General features: G+C 74.0%; 17 protein-coding genes. 8 read left to right on the forward strand and 9 right to left on the reverse strand.

The genetic code is table 11. The annotated features are described in order from the left end of the window. Both ACIGW4_RS21520 and ACIGW4_RS21525 read left to right on the forward strand, forming a co-directional pair. A complete protein-coding gene (locus ACIGW4_RS21520; protein WP_030694284.1) occupies window positions 1–387 on the forward strand; it encodes a helix-turn-helix domain-containing protein in 387 nt (128 codons plus the stop codon). Between the two features lie 223 nt (window positions 388–610). Then, window positions 611–949, forward strand: coding sequence for a hypothetical protein (locus ACIGW4_RS21525; protein WP_123455709.1), 339 nt, complete (start codon window positions 611–613; stop codon window positions 947–949). Here the strand turns inward: ACIGW4_RS21525 and ACIGW4_RS21530 are convergent. The 4 genes from ACIGW4_RS21530 to ACIGW4_RS21545 form a co-directional block, all read right to left on the reverse strand. After that, complete coding sequence (locus tag ACIGW4_RS21530; protein ID WP_399582332.1) at window positions 897–1667, reverse strand: SDR family NAD(P)-dependent oxidoreductase; 771 nt, start codon at window positions 1665–1667, stop codon at window positions 897–899. The genes ACIGW4_RS21525 and ACIGW4_RS21530 overlap by 53 nt on opposite strands. Window positions 1668–1789: 122 nt before the next feature. Further along, window positions 1790–2635 carry a DNA-formamidopyrimidine glycosylase family protein gene (locus tag ACIGW4_RS21535; RefSeq protein WP_398713646.1) on the reverse strand — a complete coding sequence of 282 codons (846 nt, stop codon included), beginning with the start codon at window positions 2633–2635 and terminating at the stop codon, window positions 1790–1792. 755 nt (window positions 2636–3390) lie between these two features. Beyond that, window positions 3391–5853 (reverse strand): ATP-binding protein, encoded by a 2463-nt coding sequence (locus ACIGW4_RS21540; RefSeq protein ID WP_399582334.1) that lies wholly within the window; start codon window positions 5851–5853, stop codon window positions 3391–3393. Between the two features lie 141 nt (window positions 5854–5994). Further along, window positions 5995–7170, reverse strand: coding sequence for a low temperature requirement protein A (locus ACIGW4_RS21545; RefSeq protein WP_399582335.1), 1176 nt, complete (start codon window positions 7168–7170; stop codon window positions 5995–5997). A 205-nt stretch (window positions 7171–7375) separates the two neighbouring features. Between ACIGW4_RS21545 and ACIGW4_RS21550 the strand changes: the two genes are divergently transcribed. Genes ACIGW4_RS21550 through ACIGW4_RS21575 form a run of 6 tightly spaced genes read left to right on the forward strand, consistent with a single transcriptional unit; the run spans window position 7376 to window position 12867 of the window. Further along, window positions 7376–8521: an MFS transporter gene (locus ACIGW4_RS21550; RefSeq protein ID WP_399582337.1), complete on the forward strand. Its 1146-nt coding sequence runs from the start codon at window positions 7376–7378 to the stop codon at window positions 8519–8521. After that, entirely contained in the window at window positions 8518–10842 is a 2325-nt protein-coding gene (locus ACIGW4_RS21555; RefSeq protein WP_399582339.1) for a molybdopterin oxidoreductase family protein, read from the forward strand. Before ACIGW4_RS21550 ends, ACIGW4_RS21555 begins: the two co-directional genes overlap by 4 nt. Before the next feature lie 7 nt (window positions 10843–10849). Next, window positions 10850–11497 (forward strand): 4Fe-4S dicluster domain-containing protein, encoded by a 648-nt coding sequence (locus tag ACIGW4_RS21560; RefSeq protein WP_123459081.1) that lies wholly within the window; start codon window positions 10850–10852, stop codon window positions 11495–11497. After that, window positions 11494–12150, forward strand: coding sequence for a ubiquinol-cytochrome c reductase iron-sulfur subunit (locus ACIGW4_RS21565; protein WP_123459082.1), 657 nt, complete (start codon window positions 11494–11496; stop codon window positions 12148–12150). The genes ACIGW4_RS21560 and ACIGW4_RS21565 overlap by 4 nt, the downstream gene beginning before the upstream one ends. Further along, on the forward strand, window positions 12147–12608 hold the full coding sequence (locus ACIGW4_RS21570; protein WP_123459083.1) for a hypothetical protein: 462 nt from the start codon (window positions 12147–12149) through the stop codon (window positions 12606–12608). The genes ACIGW4_RS21565 and ACIGW4_RS21570 overlap by 4 nt, the downstream gene beginning before the upstream one ends. A gap of 43 nt (window positions 12609–12651) precedes the next feature. After that, window positions 12652–12867 (forward strand): hypothetical protein, encoded by a 216-nt coding sequence (locus tag ACIGW4_RS21575; RefSeq protein ID WP_399582343.1) that lies wholly within the window; start codon window positions 12652–12654, stop codon window positions 12865–12867. A gap of 16 nt (window positions 12868–12883) precedes the next feature. Here the strand turns inward: ACIGW4_RS21575 and mscL are convergent, their stop codons facing one another. The 5 genes from mscL to ACIGW4_RS21600 form a co-directional block, all read right to left on the reverse strand. Beyond that, window positions 12884–13402 (reverse strand): large conductance mechanosensitive channel protein MscL, encoded by a 519-nt coding sequence (gene mscL, locus ACIGW4_RS21580; protein WP_260174849.1) that lies wholly within the window; start codon window positions 13400–13402, stop codon window positions 12884–12886. A 126-nt stretch (window positions 13403–13528) separates the two neighbouring features. After that, window positions 13529–14065, reverse strand: coding sequence for an RcpC/CpaB family pilus assembly protein (locus ACIGW4_RS21585; protein ID WP_399582346.1), 537 nt, complete (start codon window positions 14063–14065; stop codon window positions 13529–13531). Window positions 14066–14236: 171 nt separating this feature from the next. Beyond that, complete coding sequence (locus tag ACIGW4_RS21590) at window positions 14237–15082, reverse strand: S-methyl-5'-thioadenosine phosphorylase (RefSeq protein WP_123459087.1); 846 nt, start codon at window positions 15080–15082, stop codon at window positions 14237–14239. Between the two features lie 234 nt (window positions 15083–15316). Continuing rightward, the gene (locus tag ACIGW4_RS21595) at window positions 15317–15640 is read right to left on the reverse strand and encodes an FmdB family zinc ribbon protein (protein WP_123459088.1); all 324 of its coding nucleotides are present in this window, start codon (window positions 15638–15640) and stop codon (window positions 15317–15319) included. 68 nt (window positions 15641–15708) lie between these two features. Beyond that, on the reverse strand, window positions 15709–16989 hold the full coding sequence (locus ACIGW4_RS21600; protein ID WP_399582351.1) for an MFS transporter: 1281 nt from the start codon (window positions 16987–16989) through the stop codon (window positions 15709–15711). Window positions 16990–17158: the final 169 nt, after the last annotated feature.

A 17158-nucleotide genomic window follows, 5' to 3' on the forward strand; every position in this document is an offset into this window, starting at 1 on the left:
ATGATTCTGCTCCGTCGCCTGCTGGGTGACGTGCTGCGTCGGCAGCGCCAGCGCCAGGGCCGTACTCTGCGCGAAGTCTCCTCGTCCGCCCGAGTCTCGCTCGGCTATCTCTCCGAGGTGGAGCGGGGGCAGAAGGAGGCTTCCTCCGAGCTGCTCTCCGCGATCTGCGACGCGCTGGACGTACGGATGTCCGAGCTCATGCGCGAAGTGAGCGACGAGCTGTCGCTGGCCGAACTGGCCGAGTCGGCAGCGGCGAGCGAACCGGTACCGACGCCGGTGCGCCGTCCGATGCTCAATTCGGTGTCGGTGACGTCGGTGGCCGGTGTGCCCACCGAGCGGGTGACCATCAAGGCGCCCGCGGAAGCGGTGGACGTCGTCGCTGCCTGAACCGAAGTGGGGTGAAGCCCCGGCCGGTGCCCTGTTCGCAGGGCGCTGACCGGGGCTTTTCTCAATTCCGAGGGCGGGGTCGGTTTTTCCGAGATGCCGGGTTCCGGGGTGGCGTGCCATGGTGGGAGGGACGTCCGACTGGGCCGTGTGCGCCGGGTCTGCCACCGGTGCGCCCTCCCGCAGGGTGATCCTGCCGGTCTAGCGTCGACCGCAGGAGGCGGCCATGGTACGGCGACGGGTTCCCCTGGTGACGCTCGCTCTGCTCGCGTGCGGCCTTGCGGCCGGGGGGCTCTGGTGGTGGGCGGTACTGCGTCTGCTGCTCGTGCCGGGCGAGTCCGGGCCGGTCGAGGGAACGGTGGCCGCGGGCGGCTGGGGGCTGAGCCTGCTGCCGGTGCACGTGGCGGCGTCGTCGGGACGGCGCGGGACGGGCGGGTCCGGGGGGCGTACGGGGGACACGGCCACTGTCACGGGGCGGGGGGTCGCCGGCGCGGGGGCTGCCGGTCCGGCGGTCACCAGGGCATCGCGACGCCGCCGTTGGGGCGGAGGATCTGGCCGGTCGTGAACGCGGAGGCGTCGGAGGCGAGGTGCAGCACCGCGTGTGCGATGTCCTCGGCCTCGCCGACCCGCCCCAGCGGTGAGTGACGGACCATCGCGGCCTCGGCCTGCAGTTGGGCGGCCGGCTCGTGGCGGTCCGTCATCGGGGTGCGGATCCAGCCCGGGGCGACCGCGTTGACCCGGATGCCGTGCGGGCCCGCCTCCGTCGCCAGGGTCTTCGTCAGCTGGACGACGGCCGCCTTGGTGACGCTGTAGCAGAGCAGACCCGGGCTCGCGGTGTCCATCGCGCCCGAGGCCATCGTCACGATCGAGCCGGGCACTCCGGAGGCGATCATCGAACGGGCCGCCTCCTGGCAGGCGTAGAGCACGCCCTTGAAGTTGACGGCGAGGACGCGGTCGAGGTCCTCGTCCCGGGTGTCCAGGACCGTGCTCGTGTGCATGATCCCGGCGATGGCGGCCATGACGTGGAGCGGGCCGGCGGCGCGGACGGCCGCCGCCAGGGCGGGCCGGTCTGTGACGTCCAGGGGGTGGAGGCGGGCGGCGCCGTCCTGCCGGGCGATCAGGGCGGCGGTCCCCTCGAGGCCTTCCTCGTCGCGGTCGGCGCAGTGCACGGTGGCACCGGCCCGCGCGAGGAGGACCGCGGTGGCGCGGCCGATGCCGCTCGCGGCGCCCGTGACGAACGCGATGCGGCCGGTCAGGTCGTATGCCGGGAGAGTCGTCGTCATGTCCGGACCGTACGACTGGATCTGACGGCCCGTCAATTGTCGTGGTCGCTCTGGCGGGGCTTTCCGTCCCGGCCTCAGTCCTGGTTTCTGTTCCGCCCTCGGCCTCGTCCTCCGTCTCGGCCTCAGTCTTGGCTTCTGTCCCGTCCTCCGTCTCGGATCCTGTCTCGGCTTCCGTCTCGGCTTCCGTCGGGTCCCCGTTGGCAGCCGGGGCACCAGTACGTGACCCGGTCGCCGAGCTCCGCCTTCCGGATCGGGGTGCCGCAGCGGAGGCAGGGCCGGCCCTCGCGGCCGTAGACGTGGAGCGGGGTGCCCGGGTGGCGCGTGGTCGTGGTGCGCCGGTCCGGACGTTCCTTGTTCGCGTCGAGCAGGCGGTGGGCCGTGGCGACCAGACGGGCCGGGACCTCCGGGGCGAGCTCGCCCACCGGGAGCCAGGGAGTGACGGCGGCGAGGAAGGCCAGCTCCGACTTGTAGATGTTGCCGATGCCGGCCAGGTTGCGCTGGTCGAGCAGGGCCTCGCCGAGGGAACGCTCCGGATCGGAGCCGAGCCGCCGGACGGCCTCCTCCGGATCCCAGTCCGGGCCGAGCAGGTCCGGGCCCAGATGGCCGACGACGCGGGACTCCTCGGCGGTACGGATCAGCTCCAGGACGGGGAGGCGGTAGCCGTACGCGGTGGACTCGGCGTTCCCGAGGATCGCCCGGATCTGGTGCTCCGGGCCGCCGCGCGGGCGCTCCCCGGCGGCGTACACCCGCCAGGCGCCGTCCATCCGCAGATGCGAGTGGAGGGTGAGCCCGCCCTCGATCCGGGCCAGCAGGTGCTTGCCGCGCGGGGTGACGTCGAGGACCGCGCGGCCGGTGAGGTCGGCGGTCGCGAACCGGGGCACGCGGAGGTCCGCGCGGGTGAGGACCTGGCCGGCGAGCGCGGAGTGCAGGCGGTGGGCGACCTGCCAGACGGTGTCTCCTTCGGGCACGGGTCCATTGTGGGGCCTCGTCCTTTCCCGCACCGGGGCACGGGGCTGCGGCTGCTGGGGCGGTGCCCCCGCCGCCCCCGTTGTGGGCGCGCACCCGCCGGTGCGGTGCCCCCGCCCACCCCCGTTGTGGGCGCCCGCCGCCGGGGCGGTGCCCACCCCCGCGCCCCCCCGTTGTGGGCAGTCGTTCCGCTGGGGCGGAACGGGTGGGCACAACGGAACGGCGCCCTGCCGGCGCCAGAGGCTCATGCGCCCGGACCCGCACCCCTAGGTGCACCCAGCTCGTGGTGCGGGTTCAGGCGCGGAACGCGGAGGCGCCGCTCAGGGCGCCGTCCCGTGTGCCCACCCGTCCCGCCCCAGCGGGACGATTGCCCACACGGCGGGTGGGGTCCGCCCCGCCGGGCGCGGGCCCGCACGGGCAGGGGGCACCGCCCAGCACGGGCGCGGGCCCACACGGCAGGAGCGCCGCCCCGGCGGGCGCGGCCCATACGGGTGGGGGCGCCGTCCAGGCGGGTGAGGGCCCCACACGGGGGTGCGGGAGGGGCGCTGCCCCGGCAAGCGCGGGCCCATACGGGGCGGGTGGGGCCGTGCTCAGCAGGGGCGCGGGCCGGGGCGTCGGGCGCGGGCCCCGTTCAGTCAGGTGCGGGAGTGCACGGGGGCGCCGGCTCGCGGTCGGCGGGGGCACGGTCCGGCGGGGGCCTGTCTCCGGGCGGGGGCGTCGGCCCGGGGTGGTCCGTAGGGCGGGGGAGGCGTGGGGCCTACGTCGGTAGGCCCGCGCGGCGCGCCGTGTCCGTCGCGCGGGCGCGGTCCGCCGCCGCCGCCGCGACGTCCCCCGCGGCCTCGTGGACGGCGGCGCGGCGGTGGAGCAGGTCCACGACGTCCTCGGCGACCCCCAGGGACTCGAAGAGGTCGAGGGCCTCCGCGAGCAGCGGCAGCGGGTCGGCGGAGTGCGCCGCGAGGCCCTCCAGCGCGGTCGCCGTGCCCCAGCGTTCCCCGAGCGCCCGGAAGCCGGCGAGGGCCTGGGAGAAGAGGGCCTCCGAGGAGGTCAGGTGCGCGTGGCCCACCTGGCCCAGGGCCCGGGACCAGGGGTCGTCGCCCATGCGGAGGCCCTCCAGGGGGCCTATGGACGTCGACCAGAGGAAGGCCGTGTACGGCTGCCCGAGGGGAGCCGTGCGCGCGACGAGGAACTCCCGCGCCCGGTCCACGTGTTCGCCCTCTCGCAGGCCCGCCGCGAGGACGCACAGCGCGTACTCCTCGCCGAGTTCCTCCGTCGGTTCCACCCGGTCGAGGAGTTCCGCGACCGGCGCCGCCACCCGGCCCCGGAGCCCGCGCAGCCACCAGTACGGGCTGAGCGCGGCCACCAGCCGCAGCCCGTCCTCGGGCGTGCCGCGCCGCAGCGCCGCCCGCAGGTTCGCGTCCTCCGCGTCCAGCCGGGCCAGCCATTCCAGCTGGGCGGGCCCGCGCAGTTCGGGGTCGGCCGCCTCGGCGAGCTCCCGGTAGTACGCGTGATGGGCGGCGATCGCCGGGTCCCCATCCGGGAGCCGCTCGGCGGCGTAGACGCGGATCGTCTCCAGCATCCGGTACCGGCCGTCGTCCCGTACCTCCACCAGCGACTTCTCCACGAGCGAGGCCAGCGGGCCCGCGCCCGCGCCGCACACCCGGGCCACCGCCTCCGCCGTCGCGCCGCCCCGGAACACGGAGAGGCGCGCGGCCAGTTCCCGCTCGTCCGGTTCGAGCAGCGACCAGCTCCACTCGACCACGGCCCGCAGCGTCCGGTGCCGCTCCGGCGCGGTACGGTCCCCGCGCGACAGCAGTTCGAACCGCTCGCCGAGGCCGTCCGCCAGTTCCTCCACGGACAGGGTCCGCAGGCGGGCGGCCGCGAGCTCGACGGCGAGCGGCAGCCCGTCGAGGCCCGCGCAGAGCTCCGCCACGCGCGCGTGGCCCGTGAATCCGGGCCGGACCGCCGCCGCCCGCCGCACGAACAGCTCCTCCGCCGCGTCCGGCGCGAGCGCGCCGAGCGGCAACAGGGACTCCCCGGTGATGCCGAGCGCCTCGCGGCTCGTCGTCAGCATCCGCAGCCCCGGGCAGGCGGCGAGCAGCCGTCGTGCGAGGAGCGCGGTCTCCGCGACGACGTGCTCGCAGTTGTCCACGATCAGCAGCACCGGCCGCCCGGCCAGGGCCGTTTCGAGCCGCGCCGCGCCCCGTACGCCGAGCGCCGCCGCGAAGGCCTCCGCGACCTCGGTGGACGAGCCGCCCGTACCCCCGACCGCCCCCAGGTCCACGAACCTCACCTCCCCCGGCAGCCCCGCGCCCACCTCGAGGGCCAGCCGGGTCTTGCCCGCGCCGCCCGGCCCCACCAGGGTCACCAGGCGCGTGGCCGCCACCAGGGAGGCCAGCCGTTCCCGTTCCCGTTCGCGGCCCACGAAGTCCGTCAGCGGCGCGGGCAGCGGCGGGCCCGCCCGGTCCGGGACGGCCGGCCCGCCCCGCAGCACCTCCAGGTGTACGGCGGACAGCTCCGGCGACGGGTCGGCCCCCAGCTCCTCGGCGAGGGCCGCCCGCACCTCCTCGTACACGGCGAGCGCCTCCGCCTGCCGTCCCGCCGCGGCGAGCGCCCGCATCTGCAGCCCGCGCAGCCGCTCCCGCAGCGGCTGTTCCCGTACCGGCTCCTCCAACTCCCTTACGAGTGCGGTCGGGTCCCCGCCGACGGCCAGCTCGGCGGCCGCCCACTCCTCCACCGCGTCGAGCCGCAGCGCGTCGAGCCGGGCCGCCTGGCCCGCCGCGAACGGCGCGTCCCGCACGTCGGCGAGCGCCGGCCCCCGCCAGAGCCCGAGCGCCTCCCGCAGCAGGCCGGCCGCGCGGCCGGGGTCGCCCGCCGCACCGGCCCGCGCGCCGTCCCGGGCGAGCGCCTCGAAGCGCAGGACGTCCACGTCCGTGGCGGGGTCGCCGACGGTCAGCCGGTACCCGGCGGGCGAGAACGCGACCGTGACGCCCGGAGGGAGGGCCCGGCGCAGCCGCGAGACCTGGGCCTGGAGCGCGCCCGGGGCGCCGGCCGGCGGTTCGTCCCCGTACAGGCCGTCGACGAGCCGTTCCACCGGGACGGTCCTGCCCGCGTCGAGGAGGAGCCGGGCGAGCAGGGCGCGGACCTTGGGGCCGCCGGGGGCGGGCACCGGGGCGCCGTCGGCGCCGGTGACCGCGAGCGGTCCGAGGAGGCGGAAGAGCATGTGCGGATTGTGTCCCGGCGGACGGCGGCTCCTCCAGCCTCCGACGGCTCCGGCGGGCGGTCGTCGCTCTTCCGGTCCCCGGCCTCCCGGAGCTCCGGCGGACGGTCGTCGCTCTTCCGGTCCTCCGACCTCCCGGGCCCCTCAGGTCGTCCTCGCGCGCGTGCGGGGGTCGCGGGCGGTCAGGGTGACCCCGACGGCGACCGTGGCCGTCGCGACGAGTCCGGCCGCGAGGACCGCCCAGTGGCCCGCGAACGAGCACATCAGGATCGCGAACGACGCGACCGGCAGGACCAGTTGCTGGGCGATGCCGACCTTGAAGTAGCGGGCGTGCAGCAGCCACACCGACAGCAGGAACACGGCCGAGGGGATCGTCACGGCGGCGGAGGCGGCGAGCGTGGAGATGTGGGCCTTGCCCACGGCCTGCTCGACGGCGATCTCCAGGCCGGCGCCGACGGCGGCGGCCGACGCGAAGATCACGTAGTGGCCGTAGCCCCACAGGAAGCCCTGGCGGCTGGAGGTCAGCCGGTCGTGGGCGGGCACGACGAAGTAGATCCACCAGGCGGCGAAGACCAGCAGCAGACCGCCCGCGGCGATCGGCAGCACCTCGCCGAGTGCGTCGTTCTCGACGATGCCCGTCTTCACGGCGACGGTCGCGGCGGCGACGGTCTCGCCGAGCACGATGATGGTGAACAGGCCGTACCGCTCGGCGATGTGGTGCGGGTGCCAGTTGCTGGGGCGGTCCTTCTCCGCGTACACCGGCACTGCCATCTCGGCGAGCGCCATGACCAGGAAGACCCACGGCCGGGCCGACTCGGGTGCGAGGAGCAGCGCGAGCCAGCCGATCTGGACGGCGAGGACCCCGCCCGCGTACCGGCGGCACATCGTCCGTTCGGCCGGGTCGGTGGCGTGGTGGGCGGCGCGCAGCCACTGCGTGGCCATGGCGAGCCGCATCACGACGTAGCCGAGGTAGACGACGAGGAAGTCGTGTTCCTCGAAGGCGCGCGAGACGCCGGCGGCGAGGACGAGCACACCGGCGATCTGGACGAGGGTGACGATCCGGTAGAGGACGTCGTCGTTGTCGTAGGCGGAGGCGAACCAGGAGAAGTTCATCCAGGCCCACCAGATCGCGAAGAAGATCATCGCGTAGTTGAGGATGCCCTCGCCGGCGTGGCCCTCGGCGACCGCGTGCACGAGTTCCGCGCCGGCCTGGGCAACGGCCACGACGAAGCAGAGGTCGAAGAAGAGCTCCAGGGGCGTGGCGACCCGGTGCGACTCCTCGCGGGAGCGAGCGGTGAGGGGCATGAGCGGTTGTGTCATGCGCCCCAGCACAGCAGAACGGGCGCCGGGCCTCCGCACGTGCCACGCTTTGCGCGGTGCCCACAGCCCGCGACCGACGGGCCCTGGGCCCGCCCGGCCGTCCGGCGACCGGCTTCTCGGCGGTTCGTATGCCGTCCGGCCGGCCCATCACCCTCGGGGCAGTCAAAACAGGACCAAGCAGGTCATACGGCTTTACCGTGGCGGCGTGACCGAGCCACCGCAGACAGCCGAGCCGACCTCCACGTCCGGCTCGGCCCTCGCCCCCGACCCGGGCCCCGCGCCCGGCGCCACGGCGGTCGACGGCCCCGCGCCCCGGACCCCGGCCGCCGTGCGTCGCCGCGCCGCCCTCGCCGGCGCCGCCGTCTCCGCCCTGCTGATCCTCGCGATCGTCTTCGGCAGCCGCCTGCTCCGCGACTTCGACTCGGCCCTCCTGCCCTACGCCGTGGCCACCGTCTTCCTCGCCTTCGGCGTCGCCCACCGCTACACGGTCTGGATCTCCGCGCCCGGCGCCCGCCGCCTCTTCCGGCAGGGCTGGCGCTCCTTCTTCTCCGCCGCGAACTTCCGCAGGGCACCCACCGCCCTGCCGAGGATGATCGCCACCTACCTGGGCTTCCAGAAGTTCCTCGGCGCCCGCTCGCACGCCCGCTGGGCCGCCCACCAGCTCGTCTTCTGGGGCTGTCTGCTGGCAGCGGCGATCACCTTCCCGCTCACCTGGGGCTGGTTCACCTTCACCTCCGCCACCGGCTCGGGCCCCGGCTACGAGATGCGGATCTGGGGCTTCAAGATCATCGGATTCGACTCCCTCAGTGTGCCCGGCTGGCTCATGTTCCACGGCCTCGACATCGCCGCCGTCCTCGTCATCGCCGGCGCCGCCTACTTCCTCTGGCGCCGCATGAGGGACCGGGGCGCCGTCACCGGCCAGCGCTTCGCCTACGACCTGGTGCCGCTGATCGCCCTCGTCGTCGTCTCGGTGACCGGCCTGCTGCTGACCTTCTCGTCGATCTTCCTGCACGGCGGCGGCTACGAGTTCCTCGCCGTCCTCCACATGGTGTCCGTCGTCTTCACCCTGATCTACATCCCCTTCGGGAAGTTCTTCCACATCGTCCAGCGGCCCGCCGCGGTCGGCATGCAGCTCTTCAAGTACACCTCCCGCCGCCGGGACGAGACCGAGGTCCTCGCCTGCCGCCGCTGCCAGGAACCCATCGACACCGCCCCGTACGTGGCGAACCTGCGGGGCACCATGCGCGACCTCGACCTCGGCTTCGACGAGTGGGCCGAGTACTGCCCCCGCTGCAAGCGGGTCCTGCGCGGCACCGCCTACCTCGACCACGTGAAGAAGGGCTTCAAGTGACCGCGACCGACCCCGCGACCACCCCCGGCCGGCCGCTGCCGCTCGACCCGTCCCTCGCCCCGCCCGGCACCCGCCGGTTCCGCGACGCCGGAGGCATCCCCGCCGACCGCTGGCACGCCGACCAGAACGGCGAGACCCTCGTCCCCACCCACTGCTGCTTCTGCGGCGTCCAGTGCGGCATGTACCTCCGCGTCGACCACCACGGCAAGGTCTTCGGCGTCGAACCCCGCAACCACGACATCAACCGGATGCGGCTCTGCCCCAAGGGCATCAACGCCTACCAGCAGGTCAACCACCCCGACCGGCTCACCGCGCCCCTCCTGCGCCGCAACCGCGACGAGGAGTTCCGCGAGGTCGGCTGGGAGGAGGCCCTCGACCACACCGCCGCCGAGATCCGCCGCATCCAGAGCGCGTACGGCAACGACTCCTTCGGACTCCTCGGCGGCGCCAGCCTCTTCTCCGAGAAGACCTATCTCGTCGGCAAGTTCGCCCGCGTCGCCCTCAAGACCCGGCACGTCGACTACAACGGCCGCCTCTGCATGGTCTCCGCCGCCGGAGCCAACAAGCTCGCCTTCGGCATCGACCGCGCCGGCAACCCCTTCTCCGACATCCTCCTCACCGACTGCCTCCTCATCGCCGGCTCCAACGTCGGCGAATGCTTCCCCGTCATGACCCAGTACCTGTGGGGAGCCCGCGACCGGGGCGCCACCCTCATCGTCGTCGACCCCCGCGAGACGGCGATCGCCCGCACCGCCGACGTCCACGTCGCCCTCAAGCCCGGCACCGACTCGGCCTTCTTCAACGCCGTCCTGCACGTCGTCGTCGCCGAGGGCCTCACCGACGAGGCCTGCCTCGCGGACCGCACCACCGGCTGGGACGAGGTCAGGAAGGCCGTCGCCGACTGTCCGCCCGCCCGCGCGGCCGAGATCTGCGGCGTCCCCGAGGAGCAGATCGTCCAGGTCGCCCGCATGTTCGCCGGCGCGGGCAAGGCCATGGCCTGGCACGCCCGCGGCGTCGAGCACCACTCCCAGGGCGTCGAGAACTGCCTCAGCATCATCAACCTGTGCGTCGCCACCGGGAACATCGGCAGGCCCGGCGCCGGCTACGGCACCATCACCGGCCAGGGCAACGGCCAGGGCGGCCGCGAACACGGCCAGAAGTCCGACCTCCTCCCCGGCGGCCGCTCCATCACCGACCCCGAGCACCGCCGCCAGATCTGCGAGATCTGGGGCATCGACGAGGCCGAACTCCCGCCCGCCGGCACCTCCATGATGGAGATGGTCTGGCAGATGCAGCGGAAGGAGATCCGCGGCCTCGTCGGCATCTGCAACAACCCCTTCGTCTCCCTCCCGAACCACGCCACCGTCAAGGACGGCTACGACGCCCTCGAATTCCACGCCCAGTTCGACTTCTTCCTCTCCGAGACCGCCGCCAACGCCCACGTGGTCTTCCCTGTCACCGTGTGGGCCGAGGACGAGGGCGTCATGGCCAACGCCGAGGCCCGGGTCGTCAAGCACAACAAGGCCCAGGAGCCACCGGCCGGCGTCCGCACCGACACCTGGGTCATCTGCGAACTGGCCAAGCGGCTCGGCGCCGGGGACAAGTTCGCCTTCCCCGACTCCCGCTCCGTCTTCGAGGAGCTCCGCATCGCCTCCGCCGGAACCGTCAACGACTACTACGGCATCACGTACGAGCGCCTGGAGGAGACCGGAGGCATCGCCTGGCCCTGCCCGACCACCGAGCACCCCGGCACCCCGCGGCTCTTCGAGGACGGCCGCACCTACCACCCCGACGGCAAGGTCCACATGCAGGTCGTCGAATGGCACCCGCCCATGGACCCGTACAGCGACGAGTACCCCCTCTCGCTCACCACCGGCCGCACCGTCGCCCACTTCCTCTCCGGCAACCAGACCCGCCGCCTCGGCGCCCTCGTCGAACAGACCCCCCGCCCCTGGGTCGAGGTCCACCCCTCGCACGGCTTCCGCAACGGCGACCCCGTCCGCGTCGTCACCCGCCGCGGCAGCGAGGTCTTCCCCGCCCTCGTCACCGACGCCATCCGCCCCGACACCGTCTTCGTGCCGTACCACTGGCCCGTCCCCACGGCGGCGAACGCCCTCACCATCGACGCCCTCGACCCGCGCTCCAAGATTCCCGAGTACAAGGTGTGCGCCGCCCGCATCGAGGCCGCCGAACGCGTCGACGAGGTCCCCGCCCCGCCCACCGCCCCCGGACGGCAGGCCTACCCGGAGACCCAGGTCTCCCGCGCCGACCCGCTGCCCCCCACCTCCCCCCAGGGCCGCGGCACCGCGGAGAGGAGCTGACCCGCACATGATGGGCCGCACGATCTTCATCGACCCGGGCCGCTGCATCGGCTGCCAGGCCTGCGTCTCCGCCTGCCGCGAATGCGACTCGCACCGGGGCAGGTCGATGATCCACCTCGACTACCCCGACGAGGGCCACTCCGTCGCCTCCCTCCCCACCGTCTGCATGCACTGCGAGGACCCGGTCGCCCCCTGCGCCGAGGTCTGCCCCGCCGACGCGATCCTCGTCACCGCCGACGGCGTCGTGCAGCAGGCCGACACCACCCGCTGCATCGGCTGCGCCAACTGCGTCAACGCCTGCCCCTTCGGCGTCCCCAAGATCGACCTCCAGGCGAAGCTCCAGATGAAGTGCAACCTCTGCTACGACCGCACCGCCTACGGCCTCGCCCCCATGTGCGCCACCGTCTGCCCCACCGGCGCCCTCTTCTACGGGACCCTCGACGAGCTCCGCGCCGAACGCCCCGGCGTCCAGGTCGCCGACTCCTTCACCTTCGGCACCACCACCGTCTCCACCGGAGTGGCGATGGTCGTCCCCGCCGACAAGGTCCAGTGGCCGGTGCCCGGCGGCCTCCCCGTCGTCGAGATCAACGGAAGGGATGTGAGCGAAGCGAACCGGAACAAGGGTGGCGGCGGGCGACGGGAGGGCGTCCGTTGAGCGTCACCGACCCCGAGCCGCCCGCGCCGGGCGTCCGCGCCGACGCGGCCCAGGAAGCACTCCACGACCGGATCGCCGCCGACTCCCTCACCACCCGCCGCGACTACCTGCGGATCGTCGCCACCGTCTCCGGCGGCCTCGCCGTCGGCGGCATCGGCGTCGCCTCCGGCATCCTGCACCGGCACGGCGACAGCGAGGGCGTCCCCCCGCTCAGGAAGGTCGCCGACCGGATCGAACCGGGCGAGTCCCTCGCCTTCCGCTACCCCGGCGACGAGGACCGGGCGATCGCCGTCCGCATGGAGGACGGCACCCTCGCCGGCTACTCCGCCGTCTGCACCCACCTCGCCTGCGCCGTGCTCTGGCGCAAGGACCGGGGGAGCGAGGGCGAGCTGTACTGCCCCTGCCACGAGGGGGTCTTCGACGCCCGTACGGGAGAGGTCACCGCAGGCCCGCCCCCTCGGGGGCTGCCGAAGGTGATCCTCGTCGAGCAGCCCGACGGCTCCGTGTGGGCCGTCGGCACCGCCCGCTCCGGCGAGACCCTCCAGGAGGGCTACTGCCGCGAGCGCGGCGCGGGCGGCCCGCTCTGCGCCCGGCTGGAGGGCGGCGGCGCCCCGGAGGCGCCCGGCCGGTCCGAGAGGAGTGAGCGGACATGAGCGAGAGCGCGTTCCCCCGGGACCCCGAGGCCCCGGATCCGGGGGCGACGAGGGCCCCGCAGGCCCCGGACCCGGCGGCGTCGAGGGCCCCGGGCCCGGCGGCGCACCCGCGGCCGCCCGCGTACACCCCCGGAAGCGCGCAGCCCCGTCTGAACCGGCCCGTGCACGAGCGCTATCCCCAGATCCGGCCCACCAGCGGCTACGGCGACCCCCGGATCCGGCACACCGGGCCGGGCCCCGGGGCGGGGACCGAACAGGAGCCGGAACGCTCCTCGAAGCTCTCGGCCCGCCTCGCGCTGGCGCTCACGGTCGTCATCGGCCAGCTGTGGGGCCTGACGATCGTGGTGGACGAGTGGATGGCGGGCGACACCGGCACCGCCTGGTGGGGCGCGGGCTTCCTCGTCCTGTCGTTCCTGGTGGTGCTGGGGCTGTGGCTGATCGATCCGAAGGACCGCTGATCAGGGGGGGTGCGGGGCGGGTGAGCGGGCGTACCCTGAAGAGATGAGCACCGCCCCCGCCCACGGACCGCGAGACGCGAAGCGGACCGGCACCCATTCCGAGAGCACTCCGAAGCCGGCACTCGTCTTCGACGATCCGCTGGACCGGCAATCCGCGGACGACACGGACCGCGGGTGGGGCGAGCGGCCTCCGGCCGGCGGCGACAGCGCCGCCGACCTCGCGCGCTTCCTCGACGAGAAGCCGCCGCACCACCTCTGAAACCGGCCCGCGCCGGTCAGGAGGTGGAGTGCGCCCCCGCGGCCCCGCCGCCGGAGACCGCGGAGCCCGGGTGGGTGTTGTTCACGGGGCCGCGCTGGGCGACCAGGTGGTCGCGGATCTCCTTGAGCACCTCCAGCTCGCTGACCTCCATGACCTCCTCGACGCCCTCCCTCGCCTTGTCGTGCGCGGCGCGCTTGGCGAGGATCTTCGCCATCGGCAGGACCATGAGGAAGTAGACGACGGCCGCGGTGATCAGGAAGCTCAGCACCGCGCTGAGGACCAGGCCCCACTGGATCTGGATGCCCTGCATCTCGCCGTTGACCACCTTGCAGGGGTCCTTGAGGCAGGACGCGTAGCCTTCCAGGTCCTTCGTGCCGAAGGCGCCGACGAGCGGGTTGATGATTCCCTTGACCACCGAGTTCACGATGTTCGTGAAGGCGGCACCGATGACGACCGCCACCGCCAGGTCGATCACGTTGCCGCGCATCAGGAAGGCCTTGAAGCCTCCCAGCAGAGTTTCCTTCTTCTCGGCCACGGGGATGCCTTTCGTCGCGTGTGATGTCGCGTGTACCGCTGTGTGCGGAGCCATTAGGCCGTGAGCGGCGCAGGGCCGTCCAATCCGTACACACGGGACGGTGACTTGACAGCGAGTCAGTGCGAATCAACACACCGTCACCGCCAGTTGGGACGTGACACCGGCACCCGCCAGCTCCGCCGCCGCCGACCGCGGCACGGACAGGACGACGAGCGCCCCTCCGTCCACCCGGGTCCCGTCCGCCCGGCTCGCGTCCGGCCGTGGCACCGCGGCCACCCGGGCGCCCCTGGCGACCACCCGGGCCTCGCTCTCCCCGCCCGGCGTCGGAGGGGGCGCGGCGATCACGTCGACCCGGTCGCCGGGCCGCAGCAGCCGCACGGTCGCGGCGTCGGCGATCCGTACCGGCGCGGACACCAGGGGCACGGCGGCGGGCGGCCGCGCACGGGCGGTCGCCGCCGCCCGCAGCGGCTCCTCACGGGAGGACCCCGTCCCCGTCGCCGCGGCGGCCAGCGCGGCCGCGGTCAGGGCCAGGAGCAGCGCCGGCGCGCGCCGTCCGCGCCGGAGCGCCCGGCGCAGTCGGTGCCGGGCGCCCCGGACCCGTAGCGGCTCGAAGGCCGGGACCGTGCAGGGGGCGGGGACGGAGGAGGAGAGGGTGGTCGTCATGCGGGGTACCGCCTGTCCTGGTCGGAACGGGATGTGCCCCCCACTCTCCCGACTCCGCCACCGTCCCGCTCCGGCCTGGGGATCACCCCGTGCCTGTGGACAACCTCCTCACCCTCAGGGGTGATTCACCTCAGCCCCCGGCGGTGGTTCACGGCCCGTCTCAGGGGGTGTTCACGGCAGCTCGATCCCCAGGTCCCAGCCGTCGTGCGCCCGTGTGCACAGGCAGTCCCGGTCCATGGTCGCCGGCAGTGCCCCGACGGCGTCGAAGAGCACCTCCCGCAGCCGCCCCACGTTCTCGCCGAAGACCCGCAGCACCTCGGTGTGGGAGACGCCGTCGCCGGTCTCGGCGCCCGCGTCCAGGTCGGTGACGAGCGCGAGCGAGGTGTAGCAGAGGCCCAGCTCGCGGGCGAGGACGGCCTCGGGGTGGCCGGTCATGCCGACGACGGACCAGCCGGCGGCGGCGTGCCACCGCGACTCGGCGCGGGTGGAGAAGCGGGGGCCCTCGACGACGACCATCGTGCCGCCGTCGACGGGTTCCCAGCCCCGTCCCCGGGCGGCCTTGACCGCGACCCGCCGTCCGTCCGGGCAGTAGGGGTCGGCGAAGGTCACGTGGACGACGTTCGGCACGGCCCCGTCGGCCCGCCGTTCCCCGTCGAAGTAGGTCTGGACCCGGGTCCTCGTGCGGTCGACCAGCTGGTCGGGCACGACGAGCGTGCCCGGCCCGTACTCCTCGCGCAGCCCGCCCACGGCACAGGGCCCGAGGACCTGGCGCACGCCCACGGAGCGCAGCGCCCAGAGGTTGGCGCGGTAGTTGATCCGGTGCGGCGGGACGGTGTGGCCGCGGCCGTGCCGGGGGAGGAAGGCGACCCGCCGGCCGGCGATCTCGCCGAGGAAGAGGGAGTCGCTGGGGCTGCCGTACGGGGTGTCGACGGACACCTCGGTGACGTCTTCCAGGAACGAGTAGAACCCGGAGCCGCCGATCACGCCGATGTCCGCGTACACGTCATGGTTGGCCATGCCCGTCACCCTACGCAGGACGCGCGGAAACGCCGAGGGCCCGCCGTAAGGCGTCTGTACGGGCCGCGCGGAAACACGGAGGGCCCGCTCGCACCGTGGAGACACCGAGACCCCGCCGCACCACCGAGAACCCCCGAGAACACCGAGGGCCCGCCGCGCGGCGTCCGCGCGGGGCGTACGAAAACACCGAGGGCCCCGTCGCGCACGGCGACGGGGCCCTCGGGGAAGAGCGGGTCAGGCGGCCGAGCTTCCGGTGCTCGACGAAGACGTCGAGGAGGAGGAAGCGGTCGACGCGGCCGGCTTCGCGTCCGAGGAGGACGACGAAGACGAGGACGACGCGGTCGAGGACTTCGACGAGGCCGGCGAGCTGCTGGACGACGAGCCGCGGCTGTCGTTCCGGTAGAAGCCGGAGCCCTTGAAGACGATGCCGACGGCCGAGAACACCTTCTTCAGGCGTCCCTGGCAGCTGGGGCACACGGTCAGGGCGTCATCGGTGAACTTCTGCACCGCCTCGAGGCCTTCGCCGCACTCGGTGCACTGGTACTGGTAGGTCGGCACTTGACTTCCTCCTGGCACTCACACTCATCGAGTGCTAACGACGATCCATACTGACGTATTCCGTGGGATCAGTCCACCGTCACCGGCACGCGGTGACCGACACCACGTGCCGCGACCCGGCTCGCCTCGCGCGGCTTCAGCCGCGAGCGCAGGGCGAGCAGTGTGGTCAGGGCGAGGGCCGTGCCCGCCATCGGCACCAGGAATCCGGTGCTCGCGCCGTGTGCGTCGGCGAGGCGGCCGGCGACCGTGACGGCCGCGGCCTGGCCGAGCGCGACGGCGCCGGTGAGCCAGGTGAAGGCCTCGGTACGGGCCGAGGCCGGGATCAGGGTCTCGACGATGGTGTAGCCGGTGATCAGGGCGGGCGCGATGCACAGGCCGACGACCAGGCCCAGGGCGCCGAGGAGCAGCACCGAGTGCGCGGTCCACAGCAGGGAGGCGGCGACGGTGAGGCCCGCGTAGCCCGTGATCAGGCGGCGGCGGGGGCCGGTCTTCCAGGCGACGGCGCCCATGGCGATGCCCGCGAGCATGTTGCCGGCGGCGAAGACGCCGTACAGCAGGCCGTTGGCGCCGGGGTTGCCGATCTCCTCGGTGAAGGCGGTGAGAGAGACCTGCATGCCGCCGAAGACGGAGCCGATGCCGAGGAAGGCGACGATCAGGACGCGGACGCCGGGGACGGACAGGGCGGAGCGGTGGGGCTCGCCGCCGTGCCGGCCGCCGACGGCGGTCAGGCCGTACGCGGGCTGGGTGGCGCGCTGCGCGGCGAAGAACAGGCCGCCGACGAGGGTGAGGGCGGCCTCGGCGATCAGGCCGGCGGCCGGGTGGACGCCGGTGCACAGGGCGGTGGCGAGGACGGGGCCGACGACGAAGGTGAACTCGTCCGTGACGGACTCGAAGGCGGCGGCCGTCGGCATCAGCGGGGTGCCGTCCAGCTTGGCGGCCCAGCGGGCCCGGACCATCGGTCCGACCTGGGGGACGGAGGCGCCGGCGGGGATCGCGGCCAGGAACAGCGCCCACAGCGGGGCGCCGGCCAGCGCGAGCACGACCAGCAGGGAGACGGCGGCGGCGTGGACGAGGACGCCGGGGACCAGGACGGCGCGCTGGCCGAAGCGGTCGGCGAGCTTGCCGCTCTGGGGGGCGAAGAGCGCCATGGAGACGCCGGTGACGGCGGCGACCGCGCCGGCGCTGCCGAAGGAGCCGGTGGTGTGCTGCACGAGCAGGACGATGCCGATGGTCAGCATCGCGAAGGGCTGCCGTGCGGCGAAGCCGGGGAGCAGGAAGGACAGCGCGCCGGGTGTGCGCAGCAGCTGCCCGTAGCCGGGTCGCTTGTCCGTGATGACCGTGGACGCCACGGTCCTTGCCTTTCTGCCGCCTGGTAGCGCGCCCCCTGCACGGTGGTGCGGGTGTCGCCGAGAGCTGTCCTCATGCGCGTTACTGCGGTAGATACCGGGCCGGCCCCACTGCGGAGGGGCGCCACGGCCGCCATACGGTCGCGCCAGCTCTGCGTCAGGCAGAGTTGGT

This window comes from Streptomyces sp. NPDC053513 (assembly GCF_044544765.1).
Taxonomy (GTDB): domain Bacteria; phylum Actinomycetota; class Actinomycetes; order Streptomycetales; family Streptomycetaceae; genus Streptomyces; species Streptomyces litmocidini.

What these genes read in the sequence shown, in the direction of transcription:
- ACIGW4_RS21570 (WP_123459083.1), top strand. Translation starts at nt 12,147, where the DNA reads ATGAGCGAGAGCGCGTTCCCCCGGGACCCCGAGGCCCCGGATCCGGGG.
- ACIGW4_RS21530 (WP_399582332.1), bottom strand. Translation starts at nt 1,667, where the DNA reads ATGACGACGACTCTCCCGGCATACGACCTGACCGGCCGCATCGCGTTC.
- ACIGW4_RS21545 (WP_399582335.1), bottom strand. Translation starts at nt 7,170, where the DNA reads ATGACACAACCGCTCATGCCCCTCACCGCTCGCTCCCGCGAGGAGTCG.
- ACIGW4_RS21525 (WP_123455709.1), top strand. Translation starts at nt 611, where the DNA reads ATGGTACGGCGACGGGTTCCCCTGGTGACGCTCGCTCTGCTCGCGTGC.
- ACIGW4_RS21540 (WP_399582334.1), bottom strand. Translation starts at nt 5,853, where the DNA reads ATGCTCTTCCGCCTCCTCGGACCGCTCGCGGTCACCGGCGCCGACGGC.
- ACIGW4_RS21575 (WP_399582343.1), top strand. Translation starts at nt 12,652, where the DNA reads ATGAGCACCGCCCCCGCCCACGGACCGCGAGACGCGAAGCGGACCGGC.
- ACIGW4_RS21590 (WP_123459087.1), bottom strand. Translation starts at nt 15,082, where the DNA reads ATGGCCAACCATGACGTGTACGCGGACATCGGCGTGATCGGCGGCTCC.
- ACIGW4_RS21520 (WP_030694284.1), top strand. Translation starts at nt 1, where the DNA reads ATGATTCTGCTCCGTCGCCTGCTGGGTGACGTGCTGCGTCGGCAGCGC.
- ACIGW4_RS21560 (WP_123459081.1), top strand. Translation starts at nt 10,850, where the DNA reads ATGATGGGCCGCACGATCTTCATCGACCCGGGCCGCTGCATCGGCTGC.
- ACIGW4_RS21585 (WP_399582346.1), bottom strand. Translation starts at nt 14,065, where the DNA reads ATGACGACCACCCTCTCCTCCTCCGTCCCCGCCCCCTGCACGGTCCCG.